Raw genomic sequence first — 20,620 nt, 5'->3', positions numbered from 1 at the left:
ATTGACTGTGACGATAAAAACGGGATTTCGGTCCGGCAAACGCCGTTCGGTCCGTTCAGGAGGTAATGGATTGGGGGCGTGCGCCATCGCACGCCCCTGCCCCGCCCCCTTACGCGGCGCGGATGCCGGCCAGGAAGCGCTCCACCTCCGTGCGTAGGCTCTCCGACTGGCGGGACAGCTCCCCGGCGGCGCCCAGAACCTGGGTGGCGGCGGAGCCGGTCTGGGTGGCGCCGTCGCTGACCTCGGTGATGTTGGTCGTCACCAGATGGGTGCCTTGCGCGGCCTGCTGCACGTTGCGGGCGATCTCGCCGGTCGCCGACCCCTGCTCCTCGACCGCCGAGGCGATGATCGTGGCGATCTCGCTGATGGTGCCGATGGTGTCGCCGATCCCGTTGATGGCCGCCGCCGCCCCGCCGGTGGCCTCCTGCATGGAGGCGATCTGGGAGGCGATCTCGTCGGTCGCCTTGGCGGTCTGGTTGGCGAGGTTCTTCACCTCCGACGCCACGACGGCGAAGCCCTTGCCGGCCTCGCCGGCCCGCGCCGCCTCGATCGTCGCGTTGAGGGCCAGCAAGTTGGTCTGGCTGGCGATGTCGGTGATCAGCTTCACCACGTCGCCGATCCGCTGCGCCTGCGCGACGAGGCCTTGGACGCGCTCGTTGGTCTGCTGCGCCTCGCCCACCGCGTGGCCGGCGATGCTGGTGGAGCGCGTCACCTGACCGCTGATCTCGTTGATCGACGCGCTCAGTTCGTTGGTCGCCGCGGCGACGGTCTGCACATTGACCGACGCCTGTTCGGCCGCCGCCGCCGTGCTGGCCGCCTGCCTCTTGGTCTGGTCAGCGGTCGTCAGCATGCTCTGCGCCGTGGCCTCCAGTTCGGTGGCGGCGGAGGCGACGGTGCGCAGGATGCCGGAGACGTTCCGGTCGAAGGACTGGACCAGCTCCTCGACGGCCTGGGTGCGCCGCTCCTTGGCCCGACGCTCCGCCTCCTCGGCGACCCGCATGCGCTCGCGGTCCACGGCGTTGTCCTTGAAGACCGCCACGGCCTTGGCCATGCCGCCGATCTCGTCGCCACGGCCGAGGCCCGGCACCGTCACCGACGTGTCGCCGGTCGCCAGACGGGCCATCACGTCGGTGATCCCGGCGATCGGGCGGGAGATGCCGACGCGCGCGACCAGGACGCTCAACGCCAGCGCGCCGACGCCGCCGCCGATGCCGACGACCAGCATCAGCGTCGTCATCAGGCTGTTCAGAGCGCTCAACTCTTCATTGGCTTTGTCAATGCCCTGCATGTTGCGTTCGGAGGCCTTCTCCATGAACTGGCCCAGCTTGCTGCGGATCGCGCGACCCTCGGTGGTATCGCCGTGTTCGCGCGCCTTATCCGGACTGGCCTCCATCCCAAGGCGGGCAACCTCGTTGCGGTGCAGGACGAACGCACGCGCCATCTGCTGGGCCTCACCGAACGCAGCCTTGCTTTGCTGCGGCAGCAGAGCCTCCAGCTTTCCCATGAGCTTTTCCAGCTCGCCGGTGGCGCCGATGATGTTCTTGGCGTAGGGCGTGGCGTCGGCCGTTCCATCCGCGGCGTAGATGCCGCGGCTGTCCATGACGACCTTGTAAATCAGGCTGTTGATCTGCTCGTTGATCAGCGCCCGCCGGGACCAGTTCTGAATCTGGTCGAACTTGTCGTCGTAGGTCTGCATTCCAATGGAGCCAACGCCACCGATGATTGCGGCAACAACTCCCAGAGTCGCGACAACACTGTAGATTTTGCCGCTGATGCTGATGCGCGCAAGAACCCCCTCCATTTCCCCTCACCCTCATCGACTGCATGCTGTGAACAAGAGCCCGCATGCTCCGTAATGCACTCGTATGCGTTCAAGGAAGAACGATTCTCAATAAATGTTTGACGATCAATGTTGCAGAGAAGCCGCAAAAATGACGATCAATGTTTAAAACAAACGAAAACCTGGCCAGAGTTTCATCGTATAGAGATACAGAGGCGAGGATTGTTCAGATGCTTAACTTTGCGACTCGCGCATTTTCCCTTTGAGAATGCTCAGAAATTCGATCAATTACTGAGACATCGCGACATGAATACGCGCATTGCGGAGTATTTTCTCAGCCACAGATTGAGATTCAGCCACGGACGGTCCGCTGCCACGCCTTTCGGCGTTCTACTCGACGCGGCCATCATAGGCGTGCCCCATCGCGCCAACTGACGCCACACCGCGCCATCCGTTTCCGTACGAACCAATCGACCGTCGAAGGCGGCAGCCGGACAGCGTCGTTACCGCACCAGTTCCCGCATCGCGGCGTCCAGTCCCTGCAAGGTCAGCGGGTACATGCGCCCGTTCAGCAGCCGCTGCAGCATGCGGGTGCTTTCCGTGTAGCCCCAGCGCGATTCCGGCGTGGGGTTGAGCCAGACGGCGCGGCTGTAGACCGACAGCATCCGTTGCAGCCAGACCTGCCCCGGCTCCTCGTTCCAATGCTCGACGCTGCCGCCGGCATAGGCGATCTCATAGGGGCTCATCGCCGCGTCGCCGACGAAGACCAGCTTGTAGTCGGCGGGATAGGTGTGCAGCACGTCCCAGGTCGGGGTGCGCTCGTCGTGGCGGCGCTTGTTGTCGCGCCACACGCTCTCATAGACGCAGTTGTGGAAGTAGAAGTGCTCCAGATGCTTGAACTCGCCCCGCGCAGCGGAGAACAGCTCCTCGACCAGCCGGATGTGGTCGTCCATCGAGCCGCCGATGTCGAGGAACAGCAGCACCTTCACCGTGTTGTGGCGCTCCGGCACCATCTTCAGGTCCAGCCAGCCGGCGTTGCTGGCGGTGGCGCGGATGGTGCCGGGCAGGTCGAGTTCGCTGGCCGCCCCGGTGCGGGCGAACTTGCGCAGGCGGCGCAACGCCACCTTGATGTTGCGGGTGCCGATCTCGACCTGATCGTCCAGATTCCGGAACTCCCGCTTGTCCCACACCTTCACGGCGCGGCGGTGGCGGGATTCGTGCTGGCCGATGCGCACGCCCTCCGGGTTGTAGCCGTAGGCGCCGAAGGGCGAGGTTCCGGCGGTTCCGATCCATTTGGAGCCACCCTGGTGCCGCCCCTTCTGTTCGGCCAGCCGCTCCGCCAGCGTCTCCATGAGTTTCTGCCAGCCGCCCAGCGCCTGGATCTGCGCCTTCTCCTCCTCGGTCAGGAAGCGTTCGGCCAGCTTGCGCAGCCATTCCTCCGGCAGGTCGACCACGGGGATCTCGTCGCCCTCGACGCCCTCCCTCCCCTCCAGCCCCTTGAAGACCTGTCCGAACACGCGGTCGAAGCGGTCGAGATTGCGCTCGTCCTTCACCAGACAGGCCCGGCTGAGGTAATAGAAGTCTTCGACGCGGAAGTCGGCGACGCCGCGCTTCATGGCCTCCATGAGCGTCAGGTACTCGTTCAGCGAGACCGGCACGCCCGCCTTGCGCAGTTCGAAGAAGAAACCCGTGAACATGCCGCCTCCCCCCGTGGGGTTTCGTCCCCATCCGCCCTCATCGTAGCGCCGACCCGCCAGGAACGCCATGACAGCCCTTCTCGACTTCGCCCGCGCGCTGGAGTTCGCCGCGCACAAGCACATCGACCAGCGCCGCAAGGGCGTGCGCGCCGAGCCCTACCTCAACCACCTGTCGGAGGTGGCGTTCCTCTGCGCCGAGGCGACGGCGGGCAACGACCCGGTGGTGATCATCGCCGCGCTGCTCCACGACACGCTGGAGGACACCGACGCCTCCTATGAGGAAATCGAGCAGCATTTCGGGGCGGAGGTCGCCGGGGTCGTCGCCGAGACCACCGACGACAAGCGGCTGCGCAAGGCGGAGCGCAAGCAGCGGCAGATCGACGCCGCCCCCACCGCCTCCTCCCGCGCCAAGCTGGTGAAGCTGGCCGACAAGGTGTCCAACCTGCGCTCGATGGCGCACAGCCCGCCCGCCGACTGGCCGCTGGAACGGAAGATCGAGTATTTCGAATGGGCGCACGCGGTCGTCGCCGGCCTGCGCGGCACCGACGCCCGGCTGGAATCCCTGTTCGACCGCGCCTATGAGGACGGGCTTGCCGAACTGCGCGGCGACACCGTCTGAGCCTTATCCGCCCGGTTGGTTGATCTGCCGCAGTGTGACTACATCACGGAAGCCTTATAAAAGAGGGACTAGGTTGACCGCCGCGTCAAAGCAAGGTCGCACACCATGTCCCTCCACTCTCATGCTCCCACCGCCCACGACGCCGACCAGCCGCGCGAGCGCTGGTTCGTGCATCGCCCCAAGGTCTACGCCGCCGATGTCCATGGCCGCTTCCGCCGCCTGAAATGGCTGGCGCTGGCGATGCTGCTCGGCGTCTATTACGTCACGCCCTGGCTGCGCTGGGAGCGCGGGCCGGGCATTCCCGATCAGGCGGTGCTGGTCGACATGGTGGGCCGGCGCGCCTACTTCTTCTGGATCGAGATCTGGCCGCAGGAGGTCTATTACCTGACCGGCCTTCTCATCATCGGCGCCTTCGGCATCTTCTTCGCCACCACCCTGCTCGGCCGCATCTGGTGCGGCTACGCCTGTCCGCAGACGGTCTGGACCGACCTGTTCATGTGGGTGGAGCGCAAGATGGAAGGGCCGCGCACCGAGCGCATCCGGCTGGACAAGGCGCCGCTGTCGGCGCGCAAGCTGGGGCTGAAGGCGTCGAAGCACGCCATCTGGCTGGCGATCTCCCTGGTCACCGGCGGCGCCTGGATCTTCTACTTCAACGACGCCCCGACCCTGCTGCGCGAGATCGTGACCGGCGAGGTGTCGTGGAAGGTCCTGGCCTTCGCCGGGCTGTTCGCCGGCACCACCTATTTCTTTGCCGGCTGGGCGCGCGAGCAGATCTGCATCTACGTCTGCCCGTGGCGCAGCTTCCAGGCGGCGATGGTGGACGAGGACACTTACGTCGTCACTTACCAGGACTGGCGCGGCGAAGGGCGCGCGCCGCTGCGCAAGTCGCAGAGCTGGGAGGAGCGGACGGCGGAGGGGCTGGGCGACTGCATCGATTGCAAGCTGTGCGTCCATGTCTGCCCGACCGGCACCGACATCCGCAAGGGCCAGCAGATCTCCTGCATCGGCTGCGGCCTGTGCGTGGACGCCTGCAACGACGTGATGGCCCAGGTCGGGCGCCCCCGCGACCTGATCCTGTTCGACACCCGCTCAAACCAGGTCGCCAAGGCCGACGGTCAGGCCGCCCCGGTGCGGCTGCTGCGCCCGCGCACGGTGATCTACGCCCTCATCATCCTGGTGGTGGCCGGCGCCATGGCGCTCTCCCTGGCAATGCGCCCGACGCTGGACGTCAGCGTGCTGCGCGACCGCGCTCCGCTCTACGTGCAGCAGTCAAACGGCGACGTGCAGAACGCCTACACCATCAAGATCCTGAACAAGACCCACGAGGCGCGGACCTACCGCCTGTCGGTGGAGGGTTTGGCGAACGCCGACCTGTCGGTCGCCAGCGTGGACGCCCAGTCGGGAAGTTCTCTGACCCTGACCGCGGAGGCGGATTCGGTGGCGACCTACCGCATCTTTGTCCGCGTGCCACGGGGCGCCGCAACGCCGGGGTCCACCGACGTGACGGTGGTGGCCCGCGACCTGACGAGCGGCGAGTTCGGCCGACACCGCAGCGTGTTCATGGCCCCGTAGACCGCCGAGCCTTCAGGCAGCCAGCGTCTGGACCCCGAGCGTTCGCATCAGCGTGCCGGGGTCCACGTTGCGACCGGACAGCACGGCGACGGTCCGCCCCTCCGCCGGCACCTTCCCGGCCAGCAGGGCCGCCACCGCGGCGGCACCGGCGCCTTCCGCCACCATGCCGAAGGAGCCATGCAGGGTTCGCATCGCCGCCGCGACCTCCACCTCCTCCACCTCGACCAGGGCGTCCACGAAGCCGGCCAGCAGCGCCTGCGGCAGCTTGCCCAGCGCGTCCACCGCGATCCCATCGGCCAAGGTCGGCCCCCGCCGCCGCGCCAGCCGCACCCCGACCACGGTGACCGACGGCTTGCGCGCCTTCACCCCCGCCGCCATTCCGGCCAGCAAACCGCCGCCGCCCACCGGCACCACCAGCCTGTCAAGGTCCGGGCGGTCAGCCAGCACCTCCAGCCCCACCGTGCCCTGCCCGGCGATCACGTCCGGGTCGTCGTAGGGATGCACGAAGGTCAGCCGCCGCTCCGCCGCCAGTTGCAGCGCGCGGGACTTCGCCTCCCCCACGGTGGACCCGGACAGCACGACCTCGGCGCCCAGCGCCTCCGTCCGTTCGACCTTGCAGCGCGGCGCGGTGACCGGCATGACGATGGTCGCCGCCACCCCGAGCCGCTGGGCGTGCAGCGCCAGACCGGCGGCGTGGTTGCCCGCCGACATGGCGACGACACCCGCCGCGCGCTCCAGCGCCGTCAGGCGCAGCAGGCGGTTCAGAGCGCCGCGCTCCTTGAAGGCGCCGGTCGCCTGGAAGGTCTCCGCCTTCAGCCAGACGTCACGCCCCAGCGTCGGAGCGTGCAGCAGCGGCGTGCGGACGATCCGCCCGCTCAAACGCTCGGCGGCGTCCTCGATGGCGGAGAGGGGGAGCCAGGACGGCAGACGGTCTTCGGTGTCGCGGCGAAAGGAAACGGAAGGCAGACGGGTGGCGTGCGCGGACGGCATCGCGGAAGTCCTCGGGCGGAGGGAACGAACGGGGGGCGGAAAAGGAAGGCGCGAAACCCGGCCCGCGTCAGCGGACCGGGACGATAATTCGCGCAGAGCCCCGCATTCGCTCCGCCAGAGGGCGCAACGCACGCGTGAAGCAACGGGTCAGGGGATCGTGATGAACCGGATTGCGGGTTCCGGAAGACCCAGGGCGCACGGACACGCCTCACTCCACACCAGATTGCGAAAACGAACGCTCGCGGTCCGGCGCCCTCTGTCAGAGCGCCGGGGCGGTAATTCGCATTCGGTTCAGGTGCGGGGTCGATTGCATGGGTCCAGGCTGCCCCAGAAGGACGGCCGCGGTCAAGCGCTTCCTAGCGCGCCTCCCGCTTGGCGAGAAAAGCCAGCCGTTCCAGCAGATGCACGTCCTGCTCGTTCTTCAAAAGCGCGCCGCACAGCGGTGGGATCAGGCTGCGGGCATCCTTGGCGCGCAGGGTCTCAGGGTCCACGTCCTCGACCATCAGCAGCTTGATCCAGTCGAGAAGCTCCGAGGTGGAGGGCTTCTTCTTCAGGCCCGGCACCTCGCGCAGGCTGTAGAACAGCGACATCGCCTCGCGCAGCAGGTCCTGCTTCAGACCGGGATAATGGACGTCCACGATCCGCTCCATGGTGTCGCGGTCGGGGAAGCGGATGTAGTGGAAGAAGCAGCGGCGCAGGAAGGCGTCCGGCAGTTCCTTCTCGTTGTTGGAGGTGATGATGACCAGGGGGCGCCGGGCCGCCTTGACGGTCTGCCGCGTCTCGTAGACGTGGAACTCCATGCGGTCGAGTTCGAGCAGCAGGTCGTTGGGAAACTCGATGTCAGCCTTGTCGATCTCGTCGATCAGCAGCACAGGGGGTTCCGGCGCCTCGAACGCCTCCCACAACTTGCCGCGCACGATGTAATTGCCGATGTCGTGCACCCGCTCCTCGCCGAGCTGGCTGTCGCGCAGGCGGCTGACCGCGTCGTACTCGTAAAGGCCCTGCTGCGCCTTGGTGGTGGACTTGATGTGCCAGGCGAGCAGCGGCTTGTTCAGGGCGCGGGCGACCTCCTGGGCCAGCACGGTCTTGCCGGTGCCGGGCTCCCCCTTCACCAGCAGCGGGCGCTCAAGCGTGATGGCCGCGTTGACGGCCACCATCAGGTCGTCGGTGGCGACGTAGGAGTCGGTGCCGGTAAAGCGCATGCCAGTCGGTTCCGCGGTATTGTTCGTTGACCCGCGCATCCTTCCAGCACGGCGGGCGTCATGCAAGACGGAACCGCCACGGGCCGCCCGGCGTTCCCCCGCGGAAGGAGTCCGTCATGGCGACCGATCCCAATTTCTGGCCCGATTATCTGGAACAGCACCGCGACCCGACGAACCGGGCGTTGCATGTCGCCGGCACACTGTCGGCGGCGGCCTTGCTGACGGTGGGACTGGCCCGCCGCGACTGGCGGGCGCTCGTGGCGGCACCGCTGGTCGGCTACGGCGCGGCGTGGCTGGGCCATTTCCTGGTGGAGCGCAACCGGCCCAGGACGCTGGACGCGCCGCTGGCCTCGCTGGCCGCGGACGTCCGCATGGCCGGGCTCGCCCTCACCGGCCAGTTGGCGCGGGAATACCGGCGCTACGGCATTCCCGACCGCCCTGGCCTCGTGATCCGCCAGCACCCGCCGAGCGCACCCGCTCCGGCTTTGGAGAGGGTAGCGCCGGACGGGACGCGCGGTAGTTAGGAGGCGGCCTTCGCCGCCACCGCCTTCTCGATGGCCTCGACGGCGGCGGGCGCCAGCGCGGCGTCCGGGCCGCCGGCCTGGGCCATGTCCGGACGGCCGCCGCCGCCCTTCCCGCCCAAAGCCTCCGCCCCGACGCGCACCAGATCGACGGCGCTGATCTTGGCCGTCAGGTCGTCGGTGACGCCGACGACGATGGACGCCTTGCCCTCGTTCGAGGCGATCAGAACGACGACGCCGGAACCGACCTGCTTCTTCAGCTCGTCGGCCATCGGCTTCAGGTCCTTGGCCGGCAGGCCCTCGACCACGCGGGCGGCGAACTTGACGCCCGCGATGTCCTTGGCCTCGTTGCCACCCTCGGCCTTGGCGCCACCGCCCATAGCGACCTGACGGCGGAGTTCGGCCAGCTCGCGCTCCATCTTCTTGCGCTCGTCGACCAGCGCGGCGAGGCGCGTCGGGACATCCTCCGGACGGACCTTCAGGACGGACGCCGCCTCGGTCAGCAGATGGTCGCGTTCCGACAGCCATGCCTTGGCGCCGGTGCCGGTCAGCGCCTCGATGCGGCGCACACCCGCGGCGACGGCGCCCTCGGCGACGATCGTGAACAGGCCGATGTCGCCGGTGCGGCGGACGTGCGTGCCGCCGCACAGCTCGATCGAGTAGTCGCGGTCCAGCTCGCCGTGCGGGCCGCCCATGGAGACGACGCGCACCTCGTCGCCGTACTTTTCGCCGAACAGGGCCATTGCGCCGGAAGCGCGGGCCTCGTCCGGGGACATCAGCCGGGTGACGACCTCGCTGTTGCCGAGGATGCGGCGGTTCACCTCATCCTCGACCGCGGCGATGTCCGCCGGGGTCAGGCCGGTCGGCTGGCTGATGTCGAAGCGCAGGCGCTCCTGGGCGACCAGCGAGCCCTTCTGGGTGACATGCTCGCCCAGGCGGCGGCGCAGCGCCTCATGCAGCAGGTGGGTGGCCGAGTGGTTGGCGCGGATGGCCGAGCGGCGTTCCGTGTCGACGCGCAGTTCCACCACGTCGCCGACCTTCAGCGTGCCCTTGGTGACCGTACCGACATGGGCCCAGACGGCGCCCAGCTTCTTCTGGGTGTCGGAGACGGCGACCTCGGTGCCCTCGGCGGAGAAGATCACGCCGGCATCGCCGACCTGACCGCCCGATTCACCGTAGAAGGGCGTCTGGTTCACGATAACCAGCACCTCGTCCCCGACGGCGGCCTGCTCGACGCGGGCGTCGCCCTTGACGATGGCGGTCACCTTGCCCTCGGCGACCTCGGTGTCGTAGCCGAAGAACTCCGTGGCGCCCAGTTCGTCCTTCAACTCGTACCACAGCTTCTCGGTCGTCGCCTCGCCCGAGCCGGCCCAGGACTCGCGGGCCTTGCGGCGCTGCTCGTCCATGGCGGCCTTGAAGCCGCTCTCGTCCACCGGGCGGCCCTGGGTGCGCAGCACGTCCTGGGTCAGGTCCAGCGGGAAGCCGTAGGTGTCGTACAGTTTGAAGGCGACGTCGCCGGGAAGCGGCTGGCCCTCGCCCAGACGACCGACCTCGTCCTCCAGCAGGCGCAGGCCGCGCTCCAGCGTCTGCTTGAAGCGGGTTTCCTCCAGCTTCAGCGTCTCGACGATCAGGGCGCGGGCGCGGTTCAGCTCCGGATAGGCGTCGCCCATCTGCTGGATCAGCGCCGGGACGAGACGGTGCATCAGCGGCTCACGCGCGCCGATCATGTGGGCGTGGCGCATGGCGCGGCGCATGATGCGGCGCAGCACATAGCCGCGCCCCTCGTTCGACGGCAGCACGCCGTCGGCGATCAGGAAGCAGCAGGAGCGCAGATGGTCGGCGATGACGCGGTGCGAGACGGCGTGCGCGCCGTCCGGCGCGGTCTTCGTCGCCTCGGCGGAGGCCACGATCAACGCCCGCATCAGGTCGATGTCGTAGTTGTCGTGCTTGCCCTGGAGCACGGCGGCCAGACGCTCCAGCCCCATGCCGGTGTCAATCGACGGCTTCGGCAGGGCGATCAGGTCGTCGGGACCGCGCTGCTCATACTGCATGAACACGAGGTTCCAGATCTCGATGAAGCGGTCGCCGTCCTGGTCGGGCGAGCCCGGAGGACCGCCGGCGATGTGCGGGCCGTGGTCGAAGAAGATCTCCGAGCAGGGGCCGCAGGGACCGGTGTCGCCCATGCGCCAGAAATTGTCGTCGGTCGGGATGCGGATGATGCGGTCGTCCGACAGGCCGGCGACCTTGCGCCAGATGCCCGCCGCGTCCTCGTCGGAGCTGTGGACGGTGACCAGCAGCTTGTCCGCCGGCAGCCCGAACTCCTTCGTCACGAGGTTCCAGGCGAAGGCGATCGCGTCGTCCTTGAAGTAGTCGCCGAACGAGAAGTTGCCCAGCATCTCGAAGAAGGTGTGGTGCCGCGCCGTGTAGCCGACATTGTCCAGGTCGTTGTGCTTGCCGCCCGCGCGCACGCATTTCTGCGAGGTGGTGGCGCGCGAATAGGGCCGCTGCTCCGCCCCAGTGAAGACGTTCTTGAACTGCACCATGCCGGCGTTCGTGAACATCAGCGTCGGGTCGTTGCGCGGAACCAGCGGCGACGACTCCACGATCTGGTGGCCGTTCTTCGCGAAAAAGTCCAGGAACGTGCGGCGGATGTCGTTGGCGGTCTTCATAAGCTGTCCAGGCTCCGGCTACGGTCGGCTACAGTCGGCGGCGCGGCCTTGTCGCGGCCGAACCGTGCTTTTAACGTGAGTTGGTGTGGCTGTCCACAGAGTGCCCGCCACTCCCCTGCGCGGCGACAGGCCGCGTGGACGGAGCGCCACACATTTGCATGATCGTCGGCGCGGACGGGCGGTGGAATCGGCCACGGCCCGTCCGCCAATAAGGAGGCTCGACGGATGAGAAAGATCCTCGAACTCCTGATCCTGCTGTTGCGGGCGCTCAAGCTGCTGCTTGAGATCCTGAACCGCTAGGACCGGGCCGGCGGACGGGTGCGGCAACACCCGTCCGCCCAGCCTGAATGTAAGGTCTTTCCAGCCGTCCGGCAAGACGGCGAAAGCCCCTCCCCGGCGGACCGGAGAGGGGCTTTCACACACGAAACCGGCTTGCCGCCCGGGATCACTCCGGCGTGGCGGCCTCGCCGTCGGCCTCCGGGGTACCCATCATGGCGTCGGCGACAAGGCCGGCGTTGCCGCGGATCTTCGCCTCGATGGCGTCGGCCGTGGCCGGGTTGTTGCGCAGGTAGTTCTTGGCGTTCTCGCGGCCCTGGCCGATCCGGGTGCCGTCGTAGCTGAACCACGCGCCCGACTTCTCCACCACGCCGGCCTGGATTCCGAGGTCGAGAAGCTCGCCGACCTTCGACACGCCCTCGCCGTACATGATGTCGAACTCGACCACTCGGAACGGCGGGGCCATCTTGTTCTTCACCACCTTCACGCGCGTCTGGTTGCCCACCACCGTCTCGCGGTCCTTGATCGCGCCGATGCGGCGGATGTCCAGACGGACGGAGGCGTAGAACTTCAGCGCGTTGCCGCCGGTCGTCGTCTCCGGGTTGCCGAACATCACGCCGATCTTCAGGCGGATCTGGTTGATGAAGATCACCAGGCAGTTCGACTTGGCGATGGAGCCGGTCAGCTTGCGCAGCGCCTGACTCATCAGGCGGGCGTGCAGGCCGACGTGGCTGTCGCCCATCTCACCTTCCAACTCGGCGCGCGGCACCAATGCTGCCACCGAGTCGACCACCAGCACGTCGACGGCGCCGGAGCGCACCAACGTGTCGGCGATCTCCAGAGCCTGCTCACCGGCGTCGGGCTGGGAGATCAGCAACTCGTCCACGTTCACGCCCAGCTTGCGGGCATAGGACGGGTCCAGGGCGTGCTCCGCGTCCACGAAGGCGCAGGTGCCGCCGCCCTTCTGGGCCTGGGCGATGGCGTGCAGCGCCAGCGTCGTCTTGCCCGAGCTTTCCGGCCCGTAAATCTCGATGATGCGGCCGCGCGGCAGGCCGCCGATGCCCAGCGCGATGTCGAGGCCGAGAGAGCCGGTGGAAACGACCTCCGTCTCGACCGTGTTCTCGCGGGCGCCGAGCTTCATGATCGAGCCCTTGCCAAAGGCGCGCTCGATCTGCGCCAGAGCGGCATCCAGGGCCTTCTGCTTATCCATGGAATCCTTCTCGACCAAACGAAGCTGTGCGGACGACATGCCCGTCTCCCCTTGTTAGATCACATCCGCGGCCCCAGGGCCAACGATCTCACCAACGGTCATTCGGTGAGAGGAAATGTACCAGCTTTGTTCCTCTGCGCAAAGCCCTAAGTTCCGCGAATGTTCTCATCGTAAGTTAGGAACGATTCGGCGCCGTGCAACGGAATTCCAACTGCGGCGTTCAAGAGGAGATGCTCCGCCAACGCCTCCCGAAGAGCTACGCATGACGACCGTCCACTCCACACTCGACCGCATGATCGACCGCCTCACCACCCAGCGCGTCGCCCTCGGCTGGGCCGCCGGCTGCGTTGCGGGAACCCCTGGTCTGGTGATGGAGATCGGCCTGGGCAAGGGCCGCACCTACGACCATCTGCGCAGCCTGTTCCCACCACGCGACATCCTGGTCTTCGACATGTGGGCGCGCGTTCCCGCCGCCCTGCGGCCGGACGAGGACCGGCTTTTCCTCGGCGATTTCCGGGACACGCTGCCCGCCGCGGCGGAGCGCTTCCGCGGTGCGGTTCGGCTGGCCCACGCCGACATCGGCAGCGCGCAGGAAGACGACGAGGACGGCATCCGCCAGTGGATCGGCAGGCTGGTCGAACCCTTCCTGGCGCCGGGCGCGCTCGTCCTGTCGGACCGCCCTATCGGCACCGGCCGTCACGGGTGGGAGGCTCTCGACGTTCCGGGAACGGAACGCTGGGCCTATCACGGCTGGCGCGTCGGATAGACGGCGCCGCGGCCTCCCAGGCCACCGCTATTTGCCGTCCCGGATGACCTCCTTCACCTTGGATGCCAACTGCTTCAGGGAGAAGGGCTTGGGCAGGAAGTGGGCGACCTCGACCCCGTCGATCTCGCCCAGCCGGTCCTCGGCGTAGCCGGAGATGAAGATCACCCGCATGTCGGGCCGCACCTGCCGGACATGGCGAGCCAGGGTCGGTCCGTCCATCTGCGGCATCACCACGTCGGTGATCAGCAGGTCGATGCGGTTGCCGTCCGTGCCGATCTGCTGCAGCGCGGCCTCGCCGTTCTTGGCCTCCAGGACCTGATAACCCTTGTTGCGCAACGCGCGGGCGGAGAAGACGCGCACGGCGTCCTCGTCCTCCACCAGCATGATCGTGCCGGAGCCGGTCAGGTCGCTGCCGCGCCGCTCGCGCGGCTCGCCCTGGTCGGGACGGGCCTCGCCCTTGTGGCGGGGCAGCAGGATGCTGAAGGTCGTCCCCTCCCCCTTCTCCGACTCGACCAGCACGAAGCCGCCGGTCTGGCGGACAATGCCGTAGACGGTGGACAGCCCCAGGCCGGTGCCGGACCCCACGCCCTTGGTGGTGAAGAAGGGCTCGAAGATGCGCTGGAGATTCTCCTTCGGGATGCCGCAGCCGGTGTCGATCACCTCGATGGACACGTAGTCGCCGGCCGGAATGGTCTCGTGCTCGCGGCGCTGCGCCTGTTCCACCACATGGTTGGAGGTGACGATGGTCAGCCGCCCGCCACCAGCCATGGCGTCGCGCGCGTTGACCACAAGGTTGATGATGACCTGCTCGAGCTGGTTCTGGTCCACCTTGACGTAGCCGATGTCGCGGCCGTGGAGCATCTTCAGCTCGATGTTCTCACCGATCAGCCGGCGCATCAGGTTGCCAAGCTCGGCCAGCACATCGGTCACGCTGAGGATGCGCGGCTGCAGCGTCTGCTGGCGCGAGAAGGCCAGGAGCTGCCGCACGAGGTTGGCCGCGCGGTTGGCGTTCTGCTTGATCTGCATGATGTCGCTGAAGGACTGGTCGCCCGGCTTGTGGCGCAGCAGCAGCAGATCGCAGAAGCCGATCATCGCGGTCAGCAGGTTGTTGAAGTCGTGGGCGACGCCGCCGGCCAGCTGGCCGACCGCCTGCATCTTCTGCGACTGGGCGAACTGGGCCTCCAGCCCCTTGCGCTCGGTCATGTCGATGAAATGCAGGATCAGCCCCGCCGCCCCTTCCGGCCCCACCCCTCCGAGCCGCCGCGCGTAGAGCTGGGCCACCAGCTCGCGCCCGCCGGTCAGCCTGACCTCCAGCGGGGCGGCGGGGTCGGAGCCGCCCTGCACGGCGGTCAGCCGCTCGGACACCATGGCGCGCTCCGCCGGGACGATCAGGTCGGCCATTGTCCGCCCGAGGACATTGCCGGCCTCGCTGCCGATCAGCGCCAGGAAGGCCTGGTTGCACTCGGCCAGCCGCCCGCCCTCGTCCACCAGGGCGATGCCGATCGGCGCGTCCTCGAAGAAGCGCTGGAAGCGCTGCTCGGACAGGCGCAGGGCCTCCTGCCACTCGCGTTCCGGCGTCAGGTCGCGCACGACGGAGCGGGTGTGCGAAATCCGCCCGTCCTCGCCCCTCACCACGCTCTGCGCGACATAGGCCTGGAAGCGGCGGCCCTGGAGCCCGTCCATGGCGATCTCGCCGCGCTGCTCCAGCCCGCCGCCCTCCAGGAAGTCGTAGGGAGCGGAAACGGCGGGCGGATGGGCCAGAACGTCGTGAAGGCGGCGCCCGCCCTCGACCAGATCCTCCGGCGCGCAGCCCAGCCACTTCGCCAGGGTCGCGTTGACGAACTGGAAGTGCCCGTCCTGGTCCACCGAGAAGAAGCCGATCGGCGCGTGGTCCATGAAATCGACGAGCTGGGTCTGCTCGCGCCGCGTCACCTGCTCCAGCTCCCGCCGCGCGGTGATGTCCTCGACGCGCCACATCACCGCCCCGGCGTGTCCATCGATGGGCTGCCCCTGGATGCGGCGCCACTCGGCAGCGCGCCCCTGCTGGCGGACCACCAGCTCAATGGAGCCGGAATAGCCGCCCTTCACCCGCTCGCAAAGGCGGCGGAAGGCGTCGGCGCTGTCCGCATCGTCGGCGAACTGGCGTTCGAGCGCACGCAGCGGCGGCTCGCCCTCGCTCCAGCCGGTCAGCGAGCGGAAGGTGCTGTTGACGAAGACCACATGCCCTGCGCCGTCGCAGACAAGCTGGCCGGAGGGAAGCCCCTCCAGCGCGCTGCCCAGCAGGGAACCGACGCGGGCCACCCGCCGCCGCGCGCGGACCATGCGGATCGCCAAAGCCAAGGCTCCCGCTCCCGCGGTGGTCAGGCCGGCCCAGGCCAGCGGGTCGCGGTCCAGAACCACCCCAGTCCCCGCGGCGACCAGCCCGGCCAGAAGAAGGACCGCCAGAACCGCGGTGGCGAAGCCGCCGCCGGGCCGTTCCCCCACCCCCGCGGCACCATCGGGGCGGTGGCCGGCGGGAGCGCTGTCGGCAAAGGAAGAGGTCGTGTCGTCCACCGGAACTCCAGGTCAGCCGTTCGCTGCAAGGAAAGGTCCGGGAACGGTCCTCAGTTCCGCACCGCGCGTCCTTTCAGCTTGAAGACATAGGTAATGACTTCCGCCACCGCGCGATAGTGCTCGGACGGAACCTCCTCGTCGATATCGCATGCGGCATAGAGCGCTCGGGCGAGGGGCGGATTCTCCATCACCGGCACGCCGTTCTCCTCGGCGATCTCGCGGATCTTGAAGGCGACGGCGTCGGCGCCCTTCGCCACCACCATCGGGGCACCCATGGTGGTGGAGTCGTATTTCAGCGCGACGGCGAAGTGGGTCGGGTTGGTCACCACCACGTCGGCACTGGGCACCGCCGCCATCATGCGCTTGCGCGCCCGCTCGAACCGCAACTGGCGGATGCGTCCCTTCACATGCGGGTCGCCTTCGGCCTGCTTGTGCTCGTCCTTCACCTCCTGCTTGGTCATGCGCATCTTCTTGTCGAAGCTGTGGCGCTGCCAGAACAGGTCTGCCCCGGCGATCAGGGTCAGGATGGCCAGCACGCCGGCCAGCAGTCGGAAGGTCAGTCCGTCCATCTCGCGGAGCAGCAGCAGCATGTCGATGCCGATGAAATGCTCGATGGTCAGCATCATCGGCTGAAGCGCGATGTAGGCGACGACGCCGACCACCGCGACCTTGGCCAAGCTCTTCAGCAGATCGACCCCTTTCTGGGCGCTGAACAGGTTGGCGATGCCGGAGATCGGATTCAGCTTGCTGAATTTCGGCGTGATCAGTTCCCAGGAAACGTTGAAGCCTTTCTGCCCGATGGTGCCGATCACCCCGGCGAACAGCAGGAACAGGATCGGCAGCCACAGCGCCCATAGGATGTCCTTCATCACCCGCATCAGCACCGCGCCGACTCCGCCCTGGTCCATGGGGATCTGGTCCAGGTTCTCGAAAAAGAAGTTCAGGCGGGGCACCATGCCCTTCAGCGTTCCAGGCAGAATCGTGATCAGGATCACCAGCGCAGCGGCAATCATCAGCCAATTGCCGATTTCCTGCGTCATCGCATACTGACCCTGCTTATGGGCCTCATCGAGCTTCTTTTGCGTAGGGTCTTCTGTTTTGGATGATTCATCCGCGTCTTCGGACACCGGATCTCTCCCCGCTCAGCCCGGTCTCAGGAAATCGACGAAGGCGGCCTCGAAATGGGTCAGCCAGAACATCATCATCGCGGCCAGCGTCAGGGCGAACATGAACAGCCCCAGCGCGACCTGCAGCGAGGTGAACAGGAAGAACACCTGAATCTGCGGCGCCAGCTTGTTCAGCAGACCCAGCGCCAGCGCGAACAGCATGCCCGAGATCAGGAACGGCGCCGACATCTGCACGCCGAGCACGAATGACTTGCCGACCAGTTGCCCGACCACGTTCGCCATGTCGTCGATGGGGATCGGAGCCCCCGGAGCGAAAGTGGAATAGCTGTCCACCACCGCCATAATGAGCAGATGATGAAGGTTGGTGATGAAGATCAGCAGCAGCCCGAGCCACCCCATCAGGGCGCCGGGCAGCGATCCCTGAGACGCCATGGCCGGGTTGAACATCTGGGCGTTCGACAGGCCGGACTGAAGCGCGATGATCGTCCCGGCCACCTCCAGCGCGCCCATCAGCAGGCGGGCGACGGTGCCCATGAAGATGCCGACGGTCACCTCCCCGGCGATCAGCACGAACAGGCGGAAGATGTTGTCGGGCATCGGCGGCATGCGGTCGCCCAGCACCGGCGCCACCAGAACGCTGACCGCGACGGAAAAGAGAAGGCGCGTGCGGGTGGAGACGAAGGCGTCGCCGATGGTCGGCATGATGCTGAAGGCCGTCCCGACGCGCGCGAAGACCAGCAAACAGAGGAAGATCTGATCGCCCAGAAACTGCTGAAGCAGGTTCATCCGCCGCCGCCGGGCAGATTTCCGGCGTTGGGGACGCTGTTGGCGCCGGTGCCGATGGCGACGATGCGGTCGGCGACCTCATGCTCGAAAAAGGACCGCAACTCGCCCAGCATGAAGGGCATCAGCAGGATCGACAGGCCGAAGACCAGAAGGACCTTCGGCACCATGGCCAGCGTCTGCTCGCTGATCTGGGTGACCGCCTGGAACACTGAAATCACCGTGCCGACCACCATCATGGCGACCAGCACCGGCGCCACCACGAACACCAGCGTGACGATGGAGGTGCGGCAGATCTCGATGACGTCGGTTTCGCTCATGATGCTTGGCTCGGGGCGCTTCTGCTCAGGGTCGGCAAGCCGCCGTCAGATCGGCATGCGCAGGATTTCCTGATAGGCCGACAGCACCTTGTCGCGCACGGCGGTGACGGTCTGCAGCGTCACCTCGGCGTTGGTGACGGCCTGGACGACGTCGGTCAGGTCGGCCTGCCCGACGGCGGCCCGGGCGGTCATCGTCTCGCCCTGCTTCAGGTCGCCGATGACCTCCTTGGCGGTCTGCTCCAGAACGTCGCCGAAGCTGACGCCGTTGCGCGGGGCCATGCCCGGCCCGGTCGTGGAGGCGGCCGTGTTCGCGTAGGCCGCGGCGGCGTTGATCGGGTTGACCATGGGACGTGCGTCCTTCCTTCAGAAAAAGCGTCGCGGCGTCAGGCGCGGAGAATGTCGATGGTGCGCGTCAGCATTTGGCGGGCGCTGTCCACCGCCGACAGGTTGGCCTCGTAGGAGCGCTGCGCCTCGCGCATGTCCATCGCCTCGACCACCGAATTGACGTTGGGCAGCAGCACGTAGCCGTCGGCATCCGCAGAGGGGTGCGAGGGGTCGTAGCGCCGCTCGAAGTCCTTCTTGTCGACGTCGATCTTGGCGACGCGGACCAGATCGACTCCCATCTGGCGGTCCAGGGCGTTCTGGAACATCACGACCTTGCGCCGGTAGGGCAGATCGCCCGGCGTTTCCGCCGTGGTGTTGGCGTTGGCCAGATTTTCCGCGATGGTCTTCAGGCGCGTGCCCTGCGCCTTCATGCCGGACGCGGACACCGCCATCGACGTGTAGAGATCCATGTTCCGCCTCCTTCTCCCTGAACCCCGCCGCTCCTTAACCGCCGCTGCGGATGGAGGACCGGATCAGGTTGACCTGCTTCTTGTAGAGGTTCGTGATCGTCTGAAAGTCCATGCCGGTCTGGCCCTGCTTCAGCATCTGCTCTTCCAGGACCACGTTGTTGCCGTCCGGCGCCGTCTCGTAGGGATTGCGCTGGCGCTGCTCCTGGTTCAGCCCGCCCGTGCCACGCGTCCCCTGGAGGTGCGAGGCGTTGGTCGCGTTGGGCTGGAGGCGGCGGCTGTCGGACAAGGCGTCGCGGAAGGTGAAGGGCTTCAGGTCGCGGCCCTTGTAATCCGGCGTGTCGGCGTTCGCAATGTTCTGCGCGATCACGTTCTGGCGTTCGGTCAGCCAGCCCATCTTGCGCGACATCAGCTTGAAGAGGCCGAGGTTTTCGAGATTCATCGCCGGGTTCCGGTCTGAGGGCCTGCCGCCCGGACGCGCGAAGGCGCGCACCAAGGCGGGCGGGATGCATCACAGCATTCCGATCTTCCGCCGTTTCAGTTAATCAAAGATGAATCCAGCCCACGGCATCGCTCCGTTCTTAACCCGTCGCGCTTGAGCTTCATGCTTCGTTAAGCATGTTCCGCCAGGATGCGCCCATCGACACAGGCCATCCGGCAGGAGCCCCTTGTCCGAGCCGACTCCCAACCACCGCCCCCTTCCCAACCGGCCCGTCGCGGTCGCGCTGAAGTATGAGCTGGGCGACCAGTCCCTGCCCCGCGTGGTCGCCACCGGCAAGGGCCATGTGGCCGAACAGATCCTGGAACTGGCCTTCGCCAACGGCGTGAAGGTGCGCGAGGACGCCGACCTCGTGCAGATCCTGTCGGCGGTGGACATCGACTCGGAAATCCCCATCGAGGCCATCGCCGCCGTGGCCGAGATCCTCGCCTACGTCTACCGCGCCAACGGCACGCTGCCGCCTCCTGCGGAACCGGCCACCGGAGAGGCTCCGTGACAGACACAGCGACACTCCGCCGGGACATCCAGGCTTTGGCCGCGGCGCTGGAGGAGACCCGCGACCAGATGGAGGCCGGACTGACGGCGGACCTCACCGGGCTCGACACCCGTGTCGCCACCCTGTGCGCCGAGGCGCGGTCCGCCGGCGGCGACACCGAGCTGGCCGCCGCCCTGGAAGGCCTTCTCCCGGCGCTCGACGCCGTCGCGGCGGCGCTGACCCGCCAAAGGGAAACGCTGGCCGCCGCCGCCGAAGGGCGTCACGATCCCCACTCGGCGCGCCAGCGTGCCAGCGCCGCCTATGGCCGCGGCACCTCCGCCGCGCCCGCCGACCTCCCGTCCGACCCGCCGGCCACGCCGTCCTGACAGAGCTGACCTGATCCATGGGCCTCGACCAGTACATCCAATTCGTTCTCGCCCTCGCCTTCGTCATCGCGCTGATCGTGCTGGTGGCCTGGGTGATGCGCCGCATCGGTTTCGGCGGCATGACCGCCACGTCGGGGCGCCAGCGTCGGCTGGGCGTCGTCGAGGTGCTGCCGCTCGACGGCAAGCGCCGTCTGGTGCTGGTCCGCCGCGACGACCGCGAGCATCTGCTGCTGCTGAGCGCCTTCGGCGACCAGGTGGTCGACCAGACGCCGCGCGGCGGTTTCCCGGGTGCGTTGGCCGAAGCCTCAGCTCCGACGTCCGCTGCTCCGCCGTCCACCGCTCCGTTGTCCACCGCCCTGCCGCGCGCCGGGGACCGGTCGTGAG

20 protein-coding genes are annotated in these 20,620 nt (G+C 67.5%); 7 read left to right on the top strand and 13 right to left on the bottom strand.

All coding sequences use genetic code 11. The features are described 5' to 3' along the window. Window positions 1-109: 109 nt before the first annotated feature. Both H1Q64_RS08985 and H1Q64_RS08980 read right to left on the bottom strand, forming a co-directional pair. Window positions 110-1,801: a methyl-accepting chemotaxis protein gene (locus tag H1Q64_RS08985; RefSeq protein WP_237903213.1), complete on the bottom strand. Its 1,692-nt coding sequence runs from the start codon at window positions 1,799-1,801 to the stop codon at window positions 110-112. Between the two features lie 482 nt (window positions 1,802-2,283). After that, on the bottom strand, window positions 2,284-3,477 hold the full coding sequence (locus H1Q64_RS08980; protein ID WP_237903212.1) for a vWA domain-containing protein: 1,194 nt from the start codon (window positions 3,475-3,477) through the stop codon (window positions 2,284-2,286). 67 nt (window positions 3,478-3,544) lie between these two features. Between H1Q64_RS08980 and H1Q64_RS08975 the strand changes: the two genes are divergently transcribed. Both H1Q64_RS08975 and ccoG read left to right on the top strand, forming a co-directional pair. After that, window positions 3,545-4,096 carry an HD domain-containing protein gene (locus H1Q64_RS08975; protein ID WP_237903211.1) on the top strand — a complete coding sequence of 184 codons (552 nt, stop codon included), beginning with the start codon at window positions 3,545-3,547 and terminating at the stop codon, window positions 4,094-4,096. A gap of 105 nt (window positions 4,097-4,201) precedes the next feature. Beyond that, window positions 4,202-5,668 (top strand): cytochrome c oxidase accessory protein CcoG, encoded by a 1,467-nt coding sequence (gene ccoG / locus H1Q64_RS08970; protein ID WP_237903210.1) that lies wholly within the window; start codon window positions 4,202-4,204, stop codon window positions 5,666-5,668. A gap of 12 nt (window positions 5,669-5,680) precedes the next feature. On the opposite strand, the gene H1Q64_RS08965 is transcribed toward ccoG, so the two are convergent. Continuing rightward, on the bottom strand, window positions 5,681-6,658 hold the full coding sequence (locus H1Q64_RS08965; protein ID WP_237903209.1) for a pyridoxal-phosphate dependent enzyme: 978 nt from the start codon (window positions 6,656-6,658) through the stop codon (window positions 5,681-5,683). 356 nt (window positions 6,659-7,014) lie between these two features. Then, window positions 7,015-7,860, bottom strand: coding sequence for an AAA family ATPase (locus H1Q64_RS08960; RefSeq protein ID WP_237903208.1), 846 nt, complete (start codon window positions 7,858-7,860; stop codon window positions 7,015-7,017). Between the two features lie 116 nt (window positions 7,861-7,976). Here H1Q64_RS08960 and H1Q64_RS08955 point away from each other — a divergent pair, with 116 nt between their 5' ends. After that, complete coding sequence (locus tag H1Q64_RS08955) at window positions 7,977-8,384, top strand: DUF962 domain-containing protein (protein ID WP_237903207.1); 408 nt, start codon at window positions 7,977-7,979, stop codon at window positions 8,382-8,384. Here H1Q64_RS08955 and alaS read toward each other — a convergent pair. Then, complete coding sequence (gene alaS / locus H1Q64_RS08950; RefSeq protein ID WP_237903206.1) at window positions 8,381-11,050, bottom strand: alanine--tRNA ligase; 2,670 nt, start codon at window positions 11,048-11,050, stop codon at window positions 8,381-8,383. The two genes, H1Q64_RS08955 and alaS, sit on opposite strands and share 4 nt — an antisense overlap. 445 nt (window positions 11,051-11,495) lie before the next feature. Further along, on the bottom strand, window positions 11,496-12,575 hold the full coding sequence (recA, locus tag H1Q64_RS08945; protein WP_014240962.1) for a recombinase RecA: 1,080 nt from the start codon (window positions 12,573-12,575) through the stop codon (window positions 11,496-11,498). Window positions 12,576-12,798: 223 nt separating this feature from the next. Between recA and H1Q64_RS08940 the strand changes: the two genes are divergently transcribed. Then, the gene (locus tag H1Q64_RS08940) at window positions 12,799-13,302 is read left to right on the top strand and encodes a class I SAM-dependent methyltransferase (protein ID WP_237903205.1); all 504 of its coding nucleotides are present in this window, start codon (window positions 12,799-12,801) and stop codon (window positions 13,300-13,302) included. A gap of 27 nt (window positions 13,303-13,329) precedes the next feature. Here H1Q64_RS08940 and H1Q64_RS08935 read toward each other — a convergent pair whose 3' ends face one another. The 7 genes from H1Q64_RS08935 to flgB are packed head-to-tail and all read right to left on the bottom strand — an operon-like array spanning window position 13,330 to window position 19,318. After that, a complete protein-coding gene (locus H1Q64_RS08935; RefSeq protein WP_237903204.1) occupies window positions 13,330-15,855 on the bottom strand; it encodes a hybrid sensor histidine kinase/response regulator in 2,526 nt (841 codons plus the stop codon). Between the two features lie 50 nt (window positions 15,856-15,905). Further along, entirely contained in the window at window positions 15,906-16,982 is a 1,077-nt protein-coding gene (gene flhB, locus H1Q64_RS08930; protein ID WP_237903203.1) for a flagellar biosynthesis protein FlhB, read from the bottom strand. Between the two features lie 15 nt (window positions 16,983-16,997). Further along, window positions 16,998-17,768, bottom strand: a complete 771-nt coding sequence (gene fliR / locus H1Q64_RS08925) for a flagellar biosynthetic protein FliR (protein ID WP_237903202.1) — start codon at window positions 17,766-17,768, stop codon at window positions 16,998-17,000. Next, on the bottom strand, window positions 17,765-18,085 hold the full coding sequence (locus H1Q64_RS08920; protein WP_109070594.1) for a flagellar biosynthetic protein FliQ: 321 nt from the start codon (window positions 18,083-18,085) through the stop codon (window positions 17,765-17,767). The genes fliR and H1Q64_RS08920 overlap by 4 nt, the downstream gene beginning before the upstream one ends. A gap of 45 nt (window positions 18,086-18,130) precedes the next feature. Further along, a complete protein-coding gene (gene fliE, locus H1Q64_RS08915; RefSeq protein WP_237903201.1) occupies window positions 18,131-18,430 on the bottom strand; it encodes a flagellar hook-basal body complex protein FliE in 300 nt (99 codons plus the stop codon). 38 nt (window positions 18,431-18,468) lie between these two features. Next, window positions 18,469-18,879, bottom strand: a complete 411-nt coding sequence (flgC, locus tag H1Q64_RS08910; RefSeq protein WP_094302992.1) for a flagellar basal body rod protein FlgC — start codon at window positions 18,877-18,879, stop codon at window positions 18,469-18,471. A gap of 34 nt (window positions 18,880-18,913) precedes the next feature. After that, on the bottom strand, window positions 18,914-19,318 hold the full coding sequence (flgB, locus tag H1Q64_RS08905; RefSeq protein WP_014240970.1) for a flagellar basal body rod protein FlgB: 405 nt from the start codon (window positions 19,316-19,318) through the stop codon (window positions 18,914-18,916). 226 nt (window positions 19,319-19,544) lie between these two features. On the opposite strand from flgB, the gene H1Q64_RS08900 reads away from it, so the two are divergent. From H1Q64_RS08900 to H1Q64_RS08890, 3 genes are read left to right on the top strand one after another with little or no spacing between them, the layout of a single operon-like run. After that, window positions 19,545-19,871: an EscU/YscU/HrcU family type III secretion system export apparatus switch protein gene (locus tag H1Q64_RS08900; RefSeq protein WP_237903200.1), complete on the top strand. Its 327-nt coding sequence runs from the start codon at window positions 19,545-19,547 to the stop codon at window positions 19,869-19,871. After that, complete coding sequence (locus tag H1Q64_RS08895; protein WP_237903199.1) at window positions 19,868-20,236, top strand: hypothetical protein; 369 nt, start codon at window positions 19,868-19,870, stop codon at window positions 20,234-20,236. The genes H1Q64_RS08900 and H1Q64_RS08895 overlap by 4 nt, the downstream gene beginning before the upstream one ends. A gap of 17 nt (window positions 20,237-20,253) precedes the next feature. Then, window positions 20,254-20,619, top strand: coding sequence for a FliO/MopB family protein (locus H1Q64_RS08890; RefSeq protein ID WP_237903198.1), 366 nt, complete (start codon window positions 20,254-20,256; stop codon window positions 20,617-20,619). Window position 20,620: the final 1 nt, after the last annotated feature.

It is taken from the genome of Azospirillum brasilense (assembly GCF_022023855.1).
GTDB lineage: Bacteria > Pseudomonadota > Alphaproteobacteria > Azospirillales > Azospirillaceae > Azospirillum > Azospirillum brasilense_F.
The sequence above is the reverse complement of the archived record's forward strand: the minus strand, read 5'-3'. Positions and strand labels throughout refer to the sequence as shown.